Source organism: Caulobacter sp. 05L422 (genome assembly GCF_056397765.1).
This window is the reverse complement of the sequence record NZ_JBFTOB010000010.1, coordinates 114,773-131,546: the sequence shown is the minus strand read 5'-3', so window position 1 is coordinate 131,546 and position 16,774 is coordinate 114,773. Positions and strand designations below refer to the sequence as shown.

The 16,774-nt window shown below is 68.1% G+C and carries 18 protein-coding genes; 9 read left to right on the top strand and 9 right to left on the bottom strand.

Going from position 1 to position 16,774, the window contains the following annotated elements:
- Positions 1-39: 39 nt before the first annotated feature.
- The 4 genes from AC1DMQ_RS11595 to AC1DMQ_RS11580 form a co-directional block, all read right to left on the bottom strand.
- Positions 40-1,536 (bottom strand): TIGR01777 family oxidoreductase, encoded by a 1,497-nt coding sequence (locus AC1DMQ_RS11595; protein ID WP_477033712.1) that lies wholly within the window; start codon positions 1,534-1,536, stop codon positions 40-42.
- A 31-nt stretch (positions 1,537-1,567) separates the two neighbouring features.
- A complete protein-coding gene (locus AC1DMQ_RS11590; protein ID WP_477033711.1) occupies positions 1,568-2,272 on the bottom strand; it encodes a DUF4166 domain-containing protein in 705 nt (234 codons plus the stop codon).
- 66 nt (positions 2,273-2,338) lie between these two features.
- Entirely contained in the window at positions 2,339-2,914 is a 576-nt protein-coding gene (locus tag AC1DMQ_RS11585) for a GbsR/MarR family transcriptional regulator (protein ID WP_477033710.1), read from the bottom strand.
- 73 nt (positions 2,915-2,987) lie between these two features.
- Positions 2,988-3,377, bottom strand: coding sequence for a VOC family protein (locus AC1DMQ_RS11580; protein WP_477033709.1), 390 nt, complete (start codon positions 3,375-3,377; stop codon positions 2,988-2,990).
- Between the two features lie 166 nt (positions 3,378-3,543).
- Between AC1DMQ_RS11580 and AC1DMQ_RS11575 the strand changes: the two genes are divergently transcribed.
- Entirely contained in the window at positions 3,544-5,037 is a 1,494-nt protein-coding gene (locus AC1DMQ_RS11575; RefSeq protein ID WP_477033708.1) for an amino acid permease, read from the top strand.
- Between the two features lie 150 nt (positions 5,038-5,187).
- The gene (locus AC1DMQ_RS11570) at positions 5,188-5,940 is read left to right on the top strand and encodes a class I SAM-dependent methyltransferase (protein WP_477033744.1); all 753 of its coding nucleotides are present in this window, start codon (positions 5,188-5,190) and stop codon (positions 5,938-5,940) included.
- Between the two features lie 156 nt (positions 5,941-6,096).
- Here AC1DMQ_RS11570 and AC1DMQ_RS11565 read toward each other — a convergent pair whose 3' ends face one another.
- The 4 genes from AC1DMQ_RS11565 to AC1DMQ_RS11550 all read right to left on the bottom strand — a co-directional run bounded on the left by AC1DMQ_RS11565 (position 6,097) and on the right by AC1DMQ_RS11550 (position 9,524).
- On the bottom strand, positions 6,097-7,713 hold the full coding sequence (locus AC1DMQ_RS11565) for a hypothetical protein (RefSeq protein ID WP_477033707.1): 1,617 nt from the start codon (positions 7,711-7,713) through the stop codon (positions 6,097-6,099).
- Between the two features lie 103 nt (positions 7,714-7,816).
- Positions 7,817-8,443: a DUF1190 domain-containing protein gene (locus AC1DMQ_RS11560; RefSeq protein WP_477033706.1), complete on the bottom strand. Its 627-nt coding sequence runs from the start codon at positions 8,441-8,443 to the stop codon at positions 7,817-7,819.
- An 8-nt stretch (positions 8,444-8,451) separates the two neighbouring features.
- Positions 8,452-8,862, bottom strand: coding sequence for a DUF350 domain-containing protein (locus AC1DMQ_RS11555; protein ID WP_477033705.1), 411 nt, complete (start codon positions 8,860-8,862; stop codon positions 8,452-8,454).
- Between the two features lie 20 nt (positions 8,863-8,882).
- Complete coding sequence (locus tag AC1DMQ_RS11550; RefSeq protein ID WP_477033704.1) at positions 8,883-9,524, bottom strand: YjfK family protein; 642 nt, start codon at positions 9,522-9,524, stop codon at positions 8,883-8,885.
- Between the two features lie 195 nt (positions 9,525-9,719).
- Here AC1DMQ_RS11550 and AC1DMQ_RS11545 point away from each other — a divergent pair, with 195 nt between their 5' ends.
- The 3 genes from AC1DMQ_RS11545 to AC1DMQ_RS11535 are packed head-to-tail and all read left to right on the top strand — an operon-like array spanning position 9,720 to position 12,087.
- Positions 9,720-10,148: a YjfI family protein gene (locus AC1DMQ_RS11545; RefSeq protein WP_477033703.1), complete on the top strand. Its 429-nt coding sequence runs from the start codon at positions 9,720-9,722 to the stop codon at positions 10,146-10,148.
- A 24-nt stretch (positions 10,149-10,172) separates the two neighbouring features.
- On the top strand, positions 10,173-10,913 hold the full coding sequence (locus tag AC1DMQ_RS11540; protein WP_477033702.1) for a PspA/IM30 family protein: 741 nt from the start codon (positions 10,173-10,175) through the stop codon (positions 10,911-10,913).
- 13 nt (positions 10,914-10,926) lie between these two features.
- A complete protein-coding gene (locus AC1DMQ_RS11535) occupies positions 10,927-12,087 on the top strand; it encodes a glutathionylspermidine synthase family protein (protein ID WP_477033701.1) in 1,161 nt (386 codons plus the stop codon).
- Between the two features lie 833 nt (positions 12,088-12,920).
- Here the strand turns inward: AC1DMQ_RS11535 and AC1DMQ_RS11530 are convergent.
- Positions 12,921-13,490, bottom strand: a complete 570-nt coding sequence (locus AC1DMQ_RS11530; protein WP_477033700.1) for a hypothetical protein — start codon at positions 13,488-13,490, stop codon at positions 12,921-12,923.
- A gap of 118 nt (positions 13,491-13,608) precedes the next feature.
- Between AC1DMQ_RS11530 and AC1DMQ_RS11525 the strand changes: the two genes are divergently transcribed.
- The 4 genes from AC1DMQ_RS11525 (at position 13,609) to AC1DMQ_RS11510 (ending at position 16,695) form a co-directional block, all read left to right on the top strand.
- A complete protein-coding gene (locus tag AC1DMQ_RS11525) occupies positions 13,609-14,199 on the top strand; it encodes a CDP-alcohol phosphatidyltransferase family protein (protein WP_477033699.1) in 591 nt (196 codons plus the stop codon).
- Positions 14,200-14,313: 114 nt separating this feature from the next.
- Positions 14,314-14,670 (top strand): YciI family protein, encoded by a 357-nt coding sequence (locus tag AC1DMQ_RS11520; RefSeq protein ID WP_477033698.1) that lies wholly within the window; start codon positions 14,314-14,316, stop codon positions 14,668-14,670.
- A 31-nt stretch (positions 14,671-14,701) separates the two neighbouring features.
- Entirely contained in the window at positions 14,702-15,970 is a 1,269-nt protein-coding gene (locus AC1DMQ_RS11515) for an RNA polymerase sigma factor (RefSeq protein ID WP_477033697.1), read from the top strand.
- Between the two features lie 203 nt (positions 15,971-16,173).
- Positions 16,174-16,695: a flavin reductase family protein gene (locus AC1DMQ_RS11510; RefSeq protein ID WP_477033696.1), complete on the top strand. Its 522-nt coding sequence runs from the start codon at positions 16,174-16,176 to the stop codon at positions 16,693-16,695.
- The last annotated feature ends 79 nt before the right edge of the window (positions 16,696-16,774 follow it).

The following is a 16,774-nucleotide window of genomic DNA, read 5'->3' as shown; positions in this document are numbered from 1 at the left end:
TCCTCCGTCGCCGCGCCTCGGTCGGGGCGGTCGATCCGATCAGGCTGGGGCAAGCGCGCGATGTTGGGAAGCGTCGGGCTTCGGCCGCACCGTTTTCGACCCGACGATGGCGCCCAAGGCTCCGTCGAGCGTGGGGTAGGCGAAGGCGAAGCCGCTGGCCAGCGCCGCCGCCGGGACCACCCGCTGCCCCTTCAGCAGCAGCTCGTCGGCGAACGCGCCCAGAGCCAGGCGCAAGGGCGCGGCCGGGGCGGGCAGCAAGGCGGGGCGGTGCAGGGCGCGGCCCAGGGCCTGGGCGAAGGCGGCGTTGCGCACCGGCTCCGGCGCCGTGCCGTTGACCGCGCCCTGCAGGCCCGGCGTGGCGATGGCGTGGGCGATCAGGCGCACCAGGTCGTCCAGGTGGATCCAGCTCATCCAGTGACGCCCGGCCCCGAACGGCCCGCCCAGGCCGAACTCGAACGGCGTCAGCATGCGCGACAGGGCCCCGCCGTCGATGGCCAGGACGATGCCGATGCGCAGCCGCACCACGCGCACGCCCAGGTCCTGGGCCGTCATCGCCGCACGCTCCCAGCGCCGGCAGACGGTGCGCGAGAAGCAGTCGGCGCCGTTGGCCGTCTCGTCCAGCACCTCGTCGCCGCGCAGGCCGTACCAGCCGATCGCCGAGCCGTTGACCAGCACCTCGGGGCGGCGCTCCAGCCGTGTGATCAGGGCGACCACGGCCCGGGTCACCGCCAGGCGGGAGCCGACGATCCGTCGGCGTTTGGCGGGCGTCCAAAGACCGTCGGCGATCGGCTCGCCGGCCAGGTTGACGACGGCGTCGATGCGCGTGTCGGCGGCGATCTGGTCCAGGGACGTGACGATCCGGATCGGGGCGGGCAGGTCGGCGGCGGTGGCGCGGCTGCGGGTCAAGGCGATGACCTCGTGGCCGGCGCCGACCAGGGCCGCGGCCAGGCGTCGGCCGATCAGCCCGGTGGCTCCGGTGACCAGGATCGACCGGCGTGGCGCCAGCGCCTGGACCAACGGAACGGGATCGGCGGCGACGATCCGGTTCGTCCGGTCGGCGGCGGCCAGGTCGCGCAAGCCGAAGACGATGACCCCTACGGCGGCGAGGGCGCACAGCCAGCTCCAGACGCCGTAGGACGCCGGGACCAGCGCGGTCGGGTTCGTCGCCCAGCCGGCCAACAGCGGGACCACCAGCGCCAGCACCACGCCGTAGTTCAGGGTCAGCAGGGTGTGGGTGACCCGCTCGCTGGCCGGCAGTTTGCGCGACCGGTCTTCCTCGACGAAGTCCCACAGGGTCAGGAGCAGTTCGCCCAGCATCAGCGCGATCAGGGCGACGGCCAGGGCGCCTTGCGGCTGGCTCCAGCCGAAGGCCGTCAGCATCACCGCATAGGACAGGTTGCGCACGCCGTGCAGCCGCAGCTCGCGGGCCTGCGACGGTCGCCAGGCCAGGCGTTCGGTCAGCTCGTGGTGATAGAGGGTGTCGAACCCGCCCATCGCCACCTGGGCGAACACCAGGGTCCAGATCAGATCGGTCATCGGGGTTGCTCCCAGGGCCTAGTGCCAGAATCTAATGGATGTGAGCCGGCCGCTCGCGGAACACCCCGACCTGGCGGAGCATCTGGCCAAGCCGCGGATGGCGCAGGTCCAGCACGAAGGCGAATCCGCCGTCGCCCTGGTCGATGTGGCTGATGGTCAGCGCGCCCGGCGCCAGCCAGGCCGGCAACCGCAGGCGCAGTCCAAGTCGCCTCGGACCCAGCGCCAGGAAGTAGTGGTCGCTGTGGAAGTGCAGCGCCGTCTCGTCGGCGCTGACCGCCAGGGCGATGCCGAAGCCCCAGCCGAGATACTCCTCAAGACCGGTCGGGCCGGCGAAGCGTTTGCTGCTGTGGATCACCTGCGGAAAGCCGTGGGCCTGGTTGTACATCCGGGTCCAGAACTGGCCGCCGGCCTGGCCGTCCTCGGTCACCGTCACGACGGCGGCCACGCCGAGATCGTCGTACAGGGGCAGGGGCGCGCCGATCGGCCGGCACAGCTGGGCCAGCGCCTGGCCGGCCCAGGTGCGCCGGCTTTCGGTGATCTCGCCGACATAGGTCACGGCCATTCCAGGACGCAGGCGCTTGCTGAACCGCTCGCGCACGGCCCGGGGCAGGCGGCTCCAAGCGGCCTCGCCCAGCAGGGCGCGGAAGCGTCGGTCGTGCAGGTCGGCGGGCCTGGCGAGAGTGGCTTCCGGAGCGCCCTGGTCATGGGCCGGATGGGTTCTTTCGAGTTCGAACATCGCCAAATCCCCTGTTCCCGTTCTGCCTGTTATTTCTGTTCAAAGAGAAATAATCGGGCAAATTTTTTAAGTCGTCTTGTCCGTCTTGCCGCGCCCCAGGCTCAGCAGGCCCACCACCTTCGAGCCCATCTTGATCAGCGACATCAGGGTGCTGGGCGGCACGCTCAGCATCTGGCCGTACCAGCTGTCGATCGTGGTGACGAAGCCGTGCATCTCCTTCAGGCGCTTGCGCGCCACCGGGCTGAGCGTGGGATCGTCGTCGGCCGCCGCCAGGACAGGGCCCAGCGCCTCGACCATCGGATCGATCTCGCGCTCCTTGCGGCCCTGGGCAATGCGGGTCAGCATCTGCCAGAGGTCGGCCTCGGCCTCGTAGTGGTCGCGTCGGTCGCCCAGCTGCGGCACGCGGCGGATCAGTTTCCAGCCGATCAGCTCGCGGATGCTGTTGGAAACGTTGGAGCGGGCCATGCCCAGGCTGTCGGCGATGTCCTCGGCGGTCATCGGCTTGTCGGCCAGATAGAGCAGGGCATGGATCTGGGCCACGGAGCGGTTGACGCCCCATTGCCCGCCCATGTCGCCCCAACGCAGCACGAACTGCTCGACCGCGGCGGGTAGGCGCTTCGTGTTGTCTGCAATTTCTGTCATGACAGAAATTTGCGACTAAACGGTGTGGGAGTCAAGTCCACGCGGGCCTGCCGCCTCCGAACGCCGGCTCGGTTCAGCCCGGGATAGTGTTCGAGATCTCTATGAGGTTCTGGTCGGGATCGCGCACATAGACCGACAGGATCGCGCCCGTCGCGCCGGTGCGCTGGACCGGCCCTTCCTCGATCGCCACTCCGTGGGCGTGGAGATGATCGATCACCTGTTCCAGGGACGTGGCGGCGATGAGGCACAGGTCGGCCGAGCCGGGCGTGGGGCGCAGGGTCTTGGGTTCGAACTCGTGGCCGGCCTGGTGCAGATTGATCTTCTGCCGGCCGAACACCAGGGCCTTGCGGCCCGCGCCGAAGGTCTCGACCCGCATGCCCAGGACGTCGCGGTAGAACGCGATCGAGCGGTCCAGGTCGGCGACGGTCAGCACCAGATGGTCGAGATGGTCGATGGCGATCATGCCCTCTCCCTTAGCAGATGACGGTGATCGGGGTTGCCGCCCGGCCTGCGGCGCCGAAATAGTGAACGTTGGTCTCCCAGGGGCGAAATTCGTGATCACGAAGGCTCGCCGTTCCCGCCCGACGCGCGCAAGCTCGGCTCGGGACAGGTGACGAGGAGGGACCACCATGAGCGAGGAAACCGCCGGCGGCGGCGTCAGCTACGAGAAAGTCGGCGCCGAGTACTTCGATAAACGCGGCCTCAAGCGCTATGCGGGCGTGTTCTCGCTGTGGGCGCTGGGCGTGGGGGCGGTGATCTCGGGCCAGTTCTCGGGCTGGAACCTGGGCATGGGCGTCGGCGGCTGGGGCGGCATGCTGGTGGCCACCCTGATCATCACCGTGATGTACCTGGGCCTGACCTTCTCGATCGCCGAGATGGCCGCGGCCCAGCCGCACACCGGCGGGGCCTACAGCTTCGCCCGCGCCGCCATGGGGCCGTGGGGCGGCTTCATCACCGGCCTTTGCGAGAACGTCGAATACGTGCTGACGGCCGCGGTCGTGTGCTTCTTCATCGGCTCGTACCTTGGGGGCATCTTCGAGACCCCGGCCTGGGTGCAGCCGCTCTACTGGATCGGATCCTACGTGATCTTCGTGGGGCTGAACGCCGGCGGGGTGGCGATGTCGTTCCGGTTCACGGTGTTCATCACCCTGCTGGCCCTGGCATGCCTGGCGGTGTTCTGGGTCAGCGCCCTGCCGCACATGGATTTCCTCAAGTACGCCATGAACGTCGGACCGGGCGGAACCGAGCTGCCGAACGGCCACGGACCGTTCCTGCCGGCCGGCGTCGGAGGGGCCCTGGCCCAGCTGCCGTTCGCGGTCTGGCTGTTCCTGGCCATCGAGCAATTGCCGCTGGCCGCCGAGGAAAGCCACACCCCGCAGCGCGACCTGCCCAAGGGCATCATCCTGGGCATGGGCACCCTGATCGTCTCGGCTCTGCTGGTGCTGTGGCTCAATTCCAGCATCCCGGCCGGGACCTTCGCCCTGTCGAAGTCCGGCGAGCCGATCCTGGACGGCTTCCGCGCCATCTATGGAGGGGCCCTGGCCAAGGTCCTGGCCGCCGTCGCCGTGGCGGGCCTGATCGCCAGCTTCCACGCGATCATCTTCGCCTATGGCCGGCAAATCTATTCGTTGTCGCGGGCCGGCTATTTCCCCCGCGCCCTGTCGGTGACTCACGGCGTGCGCAAGACCCCGGATGTCGCCCTGCTGACCGGCTCGGCCGCCGGCCTGGCGGTGATGCTGGCGGTCTGGTTCATCCTCGGGGCCGAGAAGGGCGCGGCGGTGATCGGCGGCACCCTGCTGAACATGGCGGTGTTCGGGGCCATGCTGTCCTACGTCGCCCAGGGCGTGTCGTTCATCCTGCTGCGCAAGAAGTTCCCGAACATGGAGCGGCCCTACAAGAGCCGGTTCGGCCTGACGGGCGCTGGGCTGACGGTGGTGATCTCGCTGGTGACGATCTTCTACCAGCTGAAGGACCCGATCTATCGCACCGGTGTGATCGGGGTGGCGGTCTGGTTCGCCGTGGGCATCGCCTACTTCGCCCTGTTCGGCCGCAAGAAGCTGGTGCTGTCGCCCGAGGAGGCCTTCGCGATCAGCGGCGGCAAGACGGCCTACGAGACCCACTGACGTAAGGGCTGGGGGGACGAGCGGCGGGAACCTGTCCCCAGCTTGTCCCCCGAAACTCGCGGCGATCTCGAATACCGATGTTCACCCAGGCGCCGCGACGCGCTATCGAAGGGGAATCAACGGGGAAGTATGCCCATGACGTCGCGGTCCATGATCTCCGCCTCCCTTTTCGCGGGATGGGCGGTGGCTTTCGTGCTTGGCGCCGCCGCGCCCGGCTTCGCCCAGGTCCCCGCCAACCTGACGGCCGCCCTGGCCGATCCGGCCCGGCCGGCGGCCGACACCGCCCGCGACGCGGCCCGCCATCCGGCCGAGATCCTGGCCCTGGCCAACGTCAAGCCCGGCGGCAAGGTGGTCGATTTCATCATCGGCGGCGGCTACTTCACCCGCATCCTGTCGGCGGCCGTCGGCCCGACCGGCACGGTCTACGCCTATCAGCCGGCCGAGTTCATCAAGTTCCAGGCCAAGTACGGCGAGGACCTGAAGACCGTCGCGGCGGCCTACAAGAACGTCACGCCGCTGGACGGCAGCCTTATCGGGCTGGACCTGCCCGATGGCCTGGACGCGGTTATCACCGTCCAGAACTACCACGACCTGCACCTCAAGCCGTTCCCGGCCGACACCGCCGCCAAGGTCAACGCCGAGGTGTTCAAGTCGCTGAAGCCGGGCGGGGTGTTCCTGGTCGTCGACCACTACGCCGCCGACGGCTCGGGCCTGACCGCTCCCGACACCTTGCACCGGATCGATATCGCCGCCGTGAAGTCCGAGGTCGAGGCCGCCGGCTTCAAGCTGGCTACCGAGAGCCCGCTGCTGCGCAACCTGGCCGACCCGCGCACCGCCATCGTCTTCGACCCCGGCATCCGGGGCAAGACCGACCAGTTCATCCTCAAGTTCGTGAAGCCATAGGGGAGGGGGAAGGGGACACGCGCTCGCCGTCAGCCGCGCCGGCAGAACAAGAGCGCCGTTCGCGAGCGCGTGTCCCCACTTCCGAAATTCCCATCATCGTGACGAAAGTCGGGATCAAGCCGAGGTCCGGAGGCGGGGCCTGGCCGCCTTCCATGATCAGAAGGCGATGATGGCCTGGACCATCGGCACCCAGGCCGTCATTCCGGCCGTGTAGGGGGTGAAGGTGCCGCTGTAGGGCACGTTGACCGTGCGCATCAGCTCCGCGGACAGCCACATGCGCTCGGTCGGGACGAAGTACCACTTCAGGCCTACGCCCGCCTCCCACGAGTCGCGGAATTCTCCGAATATCCTCGAGCCGCGGCCGTACACCATCAGCTTCTGGGGGGCGATGAACGTGGCCGCCGACAGCTCGAAGCCGTGGTCGAACATGCCTGCGATGGCGACCGGAGCCGGGACCGGGGAGTCATCGAACGCCTTGAAGTCATCGACCCAGCGGAAGAAGTACTGCCCATTGACCGACCACCCGTTCTTTTTCACGCCCCCGTCGATCGCCCACATTTCGTACGTGGCCGTGTCGACAGTCACGCCCGGCGCGAAGGCGCCTTCGGCGAAGGTCAGCACGCCGTCCGAATTGTACATCGACGTATTCTCGGGGCTCGACTGGTCGAGGTTTGAAAAGCGGTCTTCCTTCGACCGCGTGTACGACGTCCCCAGGCGAATGCGCAGATCCGACGAGGCATAATAGTCGTCGTACATGTTGCGCGACTTGCCGGGCGGGCCGTAGTCGCCGAGCGGTTCCCACCAGACACTGCCCGAACCCATCAGATGGGTGTCGATCTTCGAGGCCGAGATGTTCAGCGTGTTGAGTCCGTTACCGACGAACGCCAGGTAATGCAGGCCGTGCGGGAGATCCCCGTTGGCCCAGATCCCCTGGGTGAAGCCGGGACGGAAGAAGTTGTCGGCCATGGTGCGGTCGGTCGACTGGAAGAACGGAAACGTGTTCACGAGCGACCGGCTGCCCGGCACGCCCGTGTAGCCGCCCCAAAGCGAGAAGGCCTTGTTGAACTGCCAGCCGATGTTTCCGGCCACGACGATCGAGGCCGACCCCGCGGAGGTCCACACGGTGGAGCTGTAGCGCAGTCTCTTGTCGAAAATGTAGCCGCCCAGGATGAACATCGAGCGGTTGACCGTGATGTCGTTGCGCGGATTGACGGTGCGAACCACGCCCAGATGATCGGTGTAGGTTTCGTCGGTCGAGGTGGTGTTGAGGTAGCGGACCTGGGTGTTGACGTTGAACTTCAGCAGAAAGGGAATCTTGGCGTCGTCGGGATTCTCCCAGACAACGATGCCGTCCCGATAATGGTCGGCAAGCTTCTGCGTGACGGAATCGTCCGGTTCCTTCGCGCCCGGCGGGGCCGCGGCCGCCACCTGCAGCGGCGCGGGCGCAGCCGCTGCAGCCGCTATGGGCGGCGGGGCGGGTTGCGGGGCCGCGGGCGCGGACTGACTGTCCAGCTGTTGCTGCAGCCGGCTGAGGGTCTCGGTCAGCCCCTTTTGCTGTTCCTGCATGATGCGAAGCTGCTCGCGCACCGCCGTGACCTGCTGTTGCAGCTCGGCGGGCGTGGCTGGGCGCGCGGGAGCCTGCGCATGGACGGCCGTCGCGACCATGGTCGTCAGGGCGCCGACCGCGACGGAAAGCCTGATGGCCGCGCGACGCCGTCCACGGTGATCGCGCGCTCCGGGCTCTCGCCCTTCTCCGTCGGTCTGGTCCGCCATCACCCTGGACCCTTCGAAGGGATCAAGGCGTGGACAGTCGGATTTCTAGCTGGGCGGCGGCATAGGGTGAAATGCTGAGGCTGGCCGCGCGTCTAACCCAGCCTCACCCCCCGAACGACCGTCCCGAGCCGCCGAAGCCGCCGCGCGAGATCACCGAGCTGCGGCTCTGGACGCGGGTCGGGGACCGCATCTCCGGCGCGTTGAAGGTGTCTGTGCGCACACGGGTGCGGCCGGTGACGTAGTCGCGCGACAGCGGATAACCGCCGCCGCCGTAATAGGTCCCGCCGCGGTCGCGGTACATCGGGGCACCATAATAGCCGCCGCCCATGTTGTTCAGCGCCTGGCCGACGATGAAGCCGGTCAGCAGCGGGGTGAAGAAGCTGCCGCCGCCGCCGTTGTTGCGCGGCACGCACTGGTCGACGCCGTAGCGCTCCTCGCAGCTCTGCTGGTCGCCGAACTTGGGGGCGTTGGCGGCGCTGTCCTTCTGGGCCTGGGCGTAGGCGGTGTCGCACTGGACCGCGGTCATGTCGCCGGATTTCTTGCAGTCGTCCAGCGAGGCGTAGGTCTTGGCGTCGACCTCGCGCGAGGCGGACGGCGGGTCGCCCCACTGGGTGGCGGTGCCGGGATCGTCGCAGGCGCTGACCGAGATCGCCGTGCCGGCCATCAGGCCGGTCAGGGCCAGGCCGCTGGAGCGCAGGCGGCGACGCGGAAAAGAGGGTTGATCGGTCATGGCGCGCCTCAGGCCGTCATGCAGGCGGCGTTCAGCACGCCGACCGCCAGGGAGATGCTCAGCAGATAGACGCCGGCGGCGATTTCGCCCTTCTCGATCCGGGCGGTCACGTCCTTCATGACGACCACGCGCACCAGGGTGAAGGCCGCGATCTGGATCACGCCGGCCAGGGCCGCCCAGGCGCAGAACTCCAGCAGGGTGACGGTGTTGCTGAGCGCCGAGGCCAGGGGCAGCACGTAGCCGACCAGGGCCCCGCCCAGGGCCAGGGCCGCGGCGACGTTGCCTTCGCGGATCAGCTTGCCCTCGTTGTAGGGCGTCACCCACTGGTAGACGACCTTGAAGATCACCGTAAACAGGCCGGCGGCGACGAAGGCCACCACGAAGGCCAGGGCGCTGGCGCCAAATCCGTGCAGGTCCATCTGTCTTCCCCCTTGAGGCCCTAGGCCTTGAATTCACCGACGCCCAGCGGGACGCCGATCATGATTTCGAACGAGACCTCGGTGCGGTCCTCGTTCTCCTGCTCGATGGCCAGCAGCAGTTCGCGGCCTTCACCGGGCAGGTCGCGGCCGAACAGCATGCAGGTCTGGTAGATTCGCCGATCGGGAATGCCGTCGCGGTCGTCATGGACGTCTTCCCAGAAGGTCACCGGGTCCTGGCTCTCGGCCTCATCGCCGAACCACAGGCGCTGGTACTCGGGCAGGCCGGCGGCGGTGAAGGTGCGGGCCCGCAGGCGCTGGCCCCAGGCGTCGCGATCGGCGCGGCCGCCCGGATAGGCGCTGTCCCAGGGGACGAAAACGGTGATGTCGTTGACCCGCTGGCCTTCGCGGTCGTCGGACACGGCTTGGAACATCACGTCGTCGTCGGTGTAGAACCGGTGCACGAAGCCGCCGTCCTTCAGGTCGACCAGGCCCTGGGCGGTGATTTCCAGGGTGTCGCGGTCCAGCGGGAAGCGCAGGTCGTCGCCCAGGCGGCGCCAGGCCAGGGTGTCCAGCCACACCGTGCGGCCCAGGGTGACGTTGCGGATCGCCGGCAGGGCCGAGGCGGGCGCGGCGTCCTTGCGGCCGAAGAGCTTGCTGAACATGAACGACCCGATGCGAAACTCGCGTCACATGTACGACGCGGATCGTCCGCACAAAAGGGGGCCCCGTAAAACGGAGTGGGGGATTACCAACTTGTCATCCGCGCACGTAAGGTTGCGCTCTCGACGACTGGCGTTCGCCCGCCCATCTAGTATGAAACGGCTCCACGACTGGATCGCCGCAGGAGAGACCGCCCGATGACGACCCCCGCCTGGACTGTTCGCTCGCTGAAGACGGCGCTTTCCGACGGCTTCAGCGACGCCATGACGGCCCGTGTGGTCGAGGGCGCCGATCCGATCCTGCTGGTGACCATGCACGATCAGGGCGACCTGGAGATCTATGTCAGCGTCAGCGACCAGCAGATCGCCGCCTCGGTGCTGCTGTGGCCGGTCGACGAACAGGCCGACCGCCACGCCTTCAACGAATTCCTGCTCAAGGCCCAGAAGCTGGTGCCGCTGTCGAACTTCGGCATCAGCACCGTGGGCGAGCGCGACTATTACGAGCTGTTCGGCGAACTGGCCCCCAGTTCGTCGCTGGACGACATCCTGATCGAGCTGCGAGTGTTGGCCGAGAACGCCATCGAGGCCGCTTCCGACCTGCGCTCGTCCTTCACCCCCGCCGCCTAAAACTCGCGACTCGGAGACCCCAAAATGTCCATCTGGAACAAGCTGTTCACCCTGGGTCGCGCCGGCGCGCACGAAGCCACGGCCGCCGTCGTCGACGCCAACGCCATCCGCATCCTCGACCAGGAAATCCGCGACGCCGACACCGCCCAGGGCAAGGCCCGCGACGACATGGCCACCCTGGTGGCCCGCCGCCGCATCCTGGAAAAGGAAGTCGCCGGCTTCCGCGACCAGGTCACCAAGTACGAGGGCTCGGCCCGCGCCGCCGTCCAGAAGGGCGACATGGACCTGGCCCGCCAGGTGGCCCAGCGCATCGCCGACCTTGAGCAGGACATCGCGCTGAAGGAGCCGCAGATCGGCGACATGCGCGCCGCCGAGGATCAGCTCCACACCGCCATCACCGCCACCGACCGCCGCATCGAGACCCTGCGTCGCGAGGTCGAGGTGGTGAAGGTGAACGAGAGCGTCCAGAAGGCCCAGGCCGCGGTCTCGGCGCGTGGCGCGGGGGCCGGCGCATCGCTCGGCTCGGCCGCCGACAGCCTGGCCCGGATCAAGGAACGCCAGATGGTCCGCGGCGAGAAGATCAAGGCCGCCGGCGAGCTTGAAGACCGTCGCACCGGCGCGGACCTCGATGAAAAGCTGCGCCTGGCCGGCATCCTGCCGGGCCAGTCCAGCGCCGACGACGTCCTGGCCCGCCTGGCCCCGGCCGCTCCGCCGCTGCAGATCGAGCAGAAGAACCAGGATCAGAACGACAAGGGCAACGGATAGGGTCGACCCGTCCGTGCGCCGCCTCAAGCTGACGCCGCGACCCGACTGGCAGGCCAAGGCCGAGGCGGTCGGGTTCGTCTATCACCACACCGAAGGCCAGGCGTACTGGGATGAAAGCGTCGCCTACGCCTTCACCCTGGACCAGGTGGAGCAGGACTTGGAGCCGGCGGCGGCCGAGCTCCACGACCTGTGCCTGGACCTGGTCGACGAGGTGGCCGGCAGCCAGGAACTGATGGAGCGGCTGGCGATCCCGGCCGAACACCGCGACTTCGTAGCCGCGTCCTGGCGCGCCAAGTCGCCGTCGCTCTACGGCCGCTTCGACTTCGGCTATGACGGCAAGTCCAAGCCCAAGCTCTACGAGTACAACGCCGACACCCCGACCAGCGTCTTCGAGGCCGCCACCTTCCAGTGGCTGTGGCTGGAGGAGATGATCGCCAACGGGACCTTCCCGGCCAACGCCGACCAGTTCAACAGCCTGTTCGAGGCCCTGCGCGACCGGTTCAAGCTCCTTTTTCCGAAGGGTGGCTTCGTCCACTTCGCCAGCGACGAGGACGCCGTCGAGGACCGCCAGACCGTGCGCTTCCTCGAGGACCTGGCCCTGCAGGCCGGGCTCGAGCCCAAGTTCGTGGCCATGGACAACATCGGCGTCAATGAAGAGGGCCAGTTCGTCGACCTGGAAGGCTTCGTCCTGCAGGCGGCGTTCAAGCTCTATCCGTGGGAGTTCATGCTGCGCGAGCCGTACGCCGCGCACCTGAACACCGCCCAGGTGCGCTGGATCGAGCCGCCGTGGAAGGCGATCCTGTCCAACAAGGGCATCCTGCCGCTGCTGTGGGAGCGCCACCCTGGCCACCCCAACCTGCTGGAGGCCTATTTCGAGGGCGACCCGGCGGCGAGCGCGCTGGGCGACCGGTTCGTGCGCAAGCCGCTGTTCTCGCGCGAAGGAGCCAATGTCGAGGTGGTCGGCGGCGGTGACGAGCCCGTGCTCGACCAGGGCTACGGCGCGGAAGGCGCGATCGTCCAGGCCTACCACCCGCCGCCGAAGTTCGACGGCAAGCGTCCGGTGGTCGGCGCGTGGATGGTGGGCAACGAACCGGCCGGCATCGGCATCCGCGAGGACGACAGCGTGGTGACCAAGAACCTGGCGCGGTTCGTGCCGCATGTGATCGAGGGGTAGTTAAAGGTAGCTGATCTTTGGGAAGGCCGAGCTAGGCGAAATGCTTGACGTACGCATCACCGATGGCAGTCGTCTTTCGACTCTGCTTCTTAGATTTGGATTTGTTTCGCAGTCCTTCATAAAGGAATCTGCCGCGATGATTACGTCATTGATCAGCGATGCTGCTCCAATCAGGACAAGAGTGGAATTTGCCTCGGGGGCAATTAGGTGTCGACCCCCATCATGATATCCAAAATGCTTTATCTTTGGATCTTTCCGGTGATCTCGGGCCTCGCTTCCGTAGGTGTGTAGTACTGCACAACGAGCTGCGTAAACATCGTCGGCATTGTATTGATATCCTTGTTCGGGATGAGCGCTTAGGTACCTATTCACCCAAGCTTTGAAATCCTTCGGGCTCTGTTCGCTTTGTCCATTGGGCATTGCGAGATACGCAAACGTATCCATACAGACATATGCCATGACGATCGCCGACCCTGGGATTTCGGCGTCCAAACACCGCTTCATGTCCAGCGTTAAGGCCGGAATCGAGTGCCACATTTTCTAGCCCCAAAGTGACTTCTCGATGCGATAGCCCCCATCCGCCTCGGATGGGGCCGTGCCTTAAAGCCTTAGTGGATCGGAGCTCTGGCGTCTGGCCGTGTCAAGGACGACGCGAAGCGTCGCCGCGACGCGGCCGCCAGAGGCGGTCCTTGACACGGCCAGACGCCAGAGCAGGCTCGCCATCAAGGTTTTAAGGCGCGGCCTCGCCGCTGCTGGCGATCTTTCAACATCTCGCAGCAGGTCGTCACCCTTGGAAACAGTTCGAGAACGGCGGGATGGAATGATCCTAACGCCTACCGCTCGACGCCGACGAAAGCCGTCAGGGCGGTGACCTCGTCCGGCGCGGTGGCCACGGTCAGGCCCATCAGCTTGCCGAGATTGGCGCGATCCTTGAGCTCGGCCCCGGTCGCCGCGCGCCGCCCCGTCGGCGTCTCCAGGATCATGTAGAGCCCGTCCGGACCGGGCCCGCTGATCGGCTTGACGCCGCCGAGCCAGGCCTTGGCCGCGCCCGCCGCCGCCGGGTCGAAGGGCCCCGACAGAGTGCAGATGTGGCCCTGGCTTTCGGGCGGGCCTTTTACACCGGACACCAGCAGGATGCTTTCGTCGTCGGGCGCCGGGCGCGACCGGACCGTCACCTGGTCGAAAGGTCCGCCATAGGCCGGCAGCATCGCCGGCGGGAAATCGTCGACGATCGTCCAGTCCGCGCCGGCGCTCGCCACGGCCTTGGCCACGGCGGCGGGCTCGCCGCGCGTCTTCAGGCACAGGCGCTCGAACTGATCGAACATCGGGCTCGACGCCGCGAGGACCGGCGAGGCGGAGATGGAAACCGCGACCGCGGCGACGAGAGCGAAGAGGGGGCGCATGCCTATCCTTTCAACGATGACGGCGAAGCTAACCTGACCGGGAGCAAGGGGCCAGAAGGGACCGTGCAGGGCGAGCGGCGATTGTCGATCCGCACGTTCTCGCCCTAGTCTCGCGCCCATGACCCCGCGCGCCATCCCCTATGTCCTGATCGGCCTGCGCGTCGCGGCGGGGTTGTCGATCCTGGCCCTGGCGTCGGCGGTCGGCGCGCCCGCCCGCTGGGCCTGCGCGATCCTGTTGGCGGTGGGCGTGCTGTCGGACATCTTCGACGGCGTGATCGCCCGGCGGCTGGGCAGCGTCACCGACCGCCTGCGCACCTTCGACAGCCGCGCCGACGTGGTCTTCTGGCTGTGCGCGACGGCGGCGGTCCTGGTCCTGCACCCCGGACTGATCGCGGCGCTCTGGCCGCTGGTCGCGGTGCTGGCGGCGATGGAACTGATGGGCCACGCCATCGGTTTCGTCCGCTTCCGCAAGGAGGCTTCACCGCATCACCTGCTGTCGAAGCTGTTCGGCTTGGCCCTGTGGGCCTTGCTGACCCAACTGCTGGTCGCGGGAACGGGCGGCTGGGTGCTGCCGGTCGCCTTCGCCATGGGCGTCGCTTCCCAGCTCGAGGCCTGGGCGATCATGCTGATCCTCCCGACCTGGCGCTGCGACGTCCGAGGCGTGCGCCAGGCCCTGGCCCTGCGCCGCGCGGCGCGCGCGCCGGCCTAGGCTGCCGAAATCTTCGCGGCGCGTGTCGATCCATCCGGGGCTGGTTCGTCGTCTTCAATAGCGAGACAGTCCGGCGGCGACGGCGTCCCGGTTCGCTCCAGGAGGATTTCCCAGATGCGCTACATGTCGATCATCACCGAGCCGGCCGACGCGTCGCACGAGCTGCCCGCCTCGCTGATCGAGGCCATGCACGTGATGGCCAACCGCGAGGTCCAGGCCGGCCGGATGCTGGGCGGCGGCCAACTGCTGCCGCTGGACACCGGCGCGCGCGTCACGGTCGCCGACGGCAGGATCAGCGTGCTGGACGGTCCGATGGTCGAGGCCAAGGAGGTGATCGGCGGCTACGCGATCTTCGAGTTCGCCAGCAAGGAGGAGGCGATCGCCTCGGCGCGCGAGTTCCTGCAGCTGCACCTGGACCACATCCCCGGCTGGCGGGGCGTGTGCGAGATCCGCGAGATGTTCGGCGATTGAGCCCGCTCGTCGCCGCTTGCGGCCGGCGTCCATGAGGGAAGCCGACACCCATCGCGCCATCCTCGCCGTCTGGCGGGTCGAGCACCCCAGGCTGATCACCAGCCTGGCGAGGATGCTGCGCGACGTGCCGCTGGCCGAGGAGCTGACCCAGGACGCCCTGGTGATCGCCCTCGAGAAGTGGCCGATCACCGGCGTGCCCGACCGCCCCGGGGCCTGGCTGATGGCCACGGCCAAGCGCCGGGCCCTGGACCGCCTGCGGCGCGGCCGAATGCTGGACCGCAAGCACGGCATGGTCGCCCACGACCTGGAGACCGAGCAGCAGGCCATGCCCGACTTCGACTCCGCCCTGGACGACGACATCGGCGACGAGATGCTGCGGCTGATCTTCACCGCCTGCCATCCGCTGCTGTCGCGCGAGGCCCGCGCCGCCCTGGCGCTGCGGATGGTCTGCGGCCTGACCACCGGCGAGATCGCCCGGGCCTTCCTGCTGCCCGAAACCACGGTGGCCCAGCGCATCGTGCGGGCCAAGCGGACCCTGTCGGACTCGGGCCTGGCCTACGAGACCCCGCGCGGCGACGAGCGCTCGGCCCGCCTGGCCTCGGTGCTGGACGTCGTCTACCTGATCTTCAACGAGGGCTACACCGCCGCGCGGGGCGACGACTGGCAGCGGCCCCAGCTGTGCAACGAGGCCCTGCGCCTGGGCCGGGTGCTGACCGCCATCGCGCCGGACGAGCCCGAGGCCTATGGCCTGCTGGCCTTGATGGAGCTGAACGCCTCGCGCACGGCGGCGCGCACCGACGCGGCGGGCGAGCCGGTCCTGATGCCGGACCAGGATCGCGGTCTCTGGGACCTGCTGCAGATCCGGCGCGGCCTGAAGGCGCTGGACCGGGCGCGGGCGTTGGGCGGGGCGAACGGCTTCTACGGGCTGCAGGCGGCGATCATCGCCTGCCACGCCCAGGCGCGGACGGCGGCCGAGACCGATTGGCGGCGCATCGCCGCGCTCTACGCCGACCTGGCGAGCGTCGCGCCATCGCCGGTGGTCGAGCTGAACCGGGCGGTGGCGGTGGGCATGGCCGACGGTCCGGCGGCGGGGCTGGCGATCATCGAGGCCCTGGCCGACGAGCCGGCGCTCAGGGCCTATCACCTGCTGCCCAGCGTGCGCGGCGACCTGCTGTTCAAGCTGGGTCGGTTCGAGGAGGCCCGCGCGGCGTTCGAGACGGCGGCTGGACTGGCGGGGAACCGGCGGGAGGAGGCGTTCCTGCGGCGGCGGGCGGAGGAGGCGGGGAGGGAGGCGACCTGAGCATCTCACTGCCCGCGAACACTTGCCCCACCTGACCGCTTCGCGGCCTGTCCGCCCCCCATAGGGGGCGGAGGACGCCGAATGCAGCTCCTTTTCCCCCTTTGGGGGAAGACGGTCGCGGAGCGACCCGTAGGGGGCAAGTGGGCGGTGCACATGTCCCCAAACCCTTGCCCGTAACGCCGGTTTGCCTCACTGGTGACGGAATGAGTCAGCCGGTCACGATCGAACTGGGCGAGGGCGGCGCGCATGACGCCCGGGCGCTGCGCCACGCCTTCGGATGCTTCACCACCGGGGTGACGGTGATCACCACCGTCTGCGAGGACGGCCGCCGCGTGGGGCTGACCGCCAACTCGTTCACTTCGGTGTCGCTGGACCCGCCCCTGGCCCTGGTCTGCGTCGACCTCAACTCGCGCAGCCTGCCGATTCTGGACGCCGCCGAACGGTTCACGGTCAACGTGCTGCACGCCGACCAGCAACTGATGGCCCGCCAGTTCGTGCAGAAGGACGGTGACCGGTTCGCGGGCATCGACACCGAGACCTGGGGCACGGGCGCGCCGATCCTGCCCGACTGCATGGCCAATTTCGAATGCGTGACCCATCAGGTCTTCGACGCCGGCGACCACCGGGTCTATGTCGGACGGGTGGTGAAGCTGCGCTACGATCCGGACCACGAGCCGCTAGTCTATCTGCAGGGCCGGTTCCGCCGCGTGCACGTCGAGGAATAGTCCCCTCAATCACGATTTATGGCGGAGAGAATTTGCGCGATACGGCCCGAGCGCCGGATGCTATTGACGCGCAAAACAA

Excerpts from the sequence above, each read along its gene's own strand:
- AC1DMQ_RS11595 (WP_477033712.1), bottom strand. The coding sequence starts at position 1,536 with ATGACCGATCTGATCTGGACCCTGGTGTTCGCCCAGGTGGCGATGGGC.
- AC1DMQ_RS11590 (WP_477033711.1), bottom strand. The coding sequence starts at position 2,272 with ATGTTCGAACTCGAAAGAACCCATCCGGCCCATGACCAGGGCGCTCCG.
- AC1DMQ_RS11585 (WP_477033710.1), bottom strand. The coding sequence starts at position 2,914 with ATGACAGAAATTGCAGACAACACGAAGCGCCTACCCGCCGCGGTCGAG.
- AC1DMQ_RS11580 (WP_477033709.1), bottom strand. The coding sequence starts at position 3,377 with ATGATCGCCATCGACCATCTCGACCATCTGGTGCTGACCGTCGCCGAC.
- AC1DMQ_RS11575 (WP_477033708.1), top strand. The coding sequence starts at position 3,544 with ATGAGCGAGGAAACCGCCGGCGGCGGCGTCAGCTACGAGAAAGTCGGC.
- AC1DMQ_RS11570 (WP_477033744.1), top strand. The coding sequence starts at position 5,188 with ATGATCTCCGCCTCCCTTTTCGCGGGATGGGCGGTGGCTTTCGTGCTT.
- AC1DMQ_RS11565 (WP_477033707.1), bottom strand. The coding sequence starts at position 7,713 with ATGGCGGACCAGACCGACGGAGAAGGGCGAGAGCCCGGAGCGCGCGAT.
- AC1DMQ_RS11560 (WP_477033706.1), bottom strand. The coding sequence starts at position 8,443 with ATGACCGATCAACCCTCTTTTCCGCGTCGCCGCCTGCGCTCCAGCGGC.
- AC1DMQ_RS11555 (WP_477033705.1), bottom strand. The coding sequence starts at position 8,862 with ATGGACCTGCACGGATTTGGCGCCAGCGCCCTGGCCTTCGTGGTGGCC.
- AC1DMQ_RS11550 (WP_477033704.1), bottom strand. The coding sequence starts at position 9,524 with ATGTTCAGCAAGCTCTTCGGCCGCAAGGACGCCGCGCCCGCCTCGGCC.
- AC1DMQ_RS11545 (WP_477033703.1), top strand. The coding sequence starts at position 9,720 with ATGACGACCCCCGCCTGGACTGTTCGCTCGCTGAAGACGGCGCTTTCC.
- AC1DMQ_RS11540 (WP_477033702.1), top strand. The coding sequence starts at position 10,173 with ATGTCCATCTGGAACAAGCTGTTCACCCTGGGTCGCGCCGGCGCGCAC.
- AC1DMQ_RS11530 (WP_477033700.1), bottom strand. The coding sequence starts at position 13,490 with ATGCGCCCCCTCTTCGCTCTCGTCGCCGCGGTCGCGGTTTCCATCTCC.
- AC1DMQ_RS11525 (WP_477033699.1), top strand. The coding sequence starts at position 13,609 with ATGACCCCGCGCGCCATCCCCTATGTCCTGATCGGCCTGCGCGTCGCG.
- AC1DMQ_RS11520 (WP_477033698.1), top strand. The coding sequence starts at position 14,314 with ATGCGCTACATGTCGATCATCACCGAGCCGGCCGACGCGTCGCACGAG.
- AC1DMQ_RS11515 (WP_477033697.1), top strand. The coding sequence starts at position 14,702 with ATGAGGGAAGCCGACACCCATCGCGCCATCCTCGCCGTCTGGCGGGTC.
- AC1DMQ_RS11510 (WP_477033696.1), top strand. The coding sequence starts at position 16,174 with ATGAGTCAGCCGGTCACGATCGAACTGGGCGAGGGCGGCGCGCATGAC.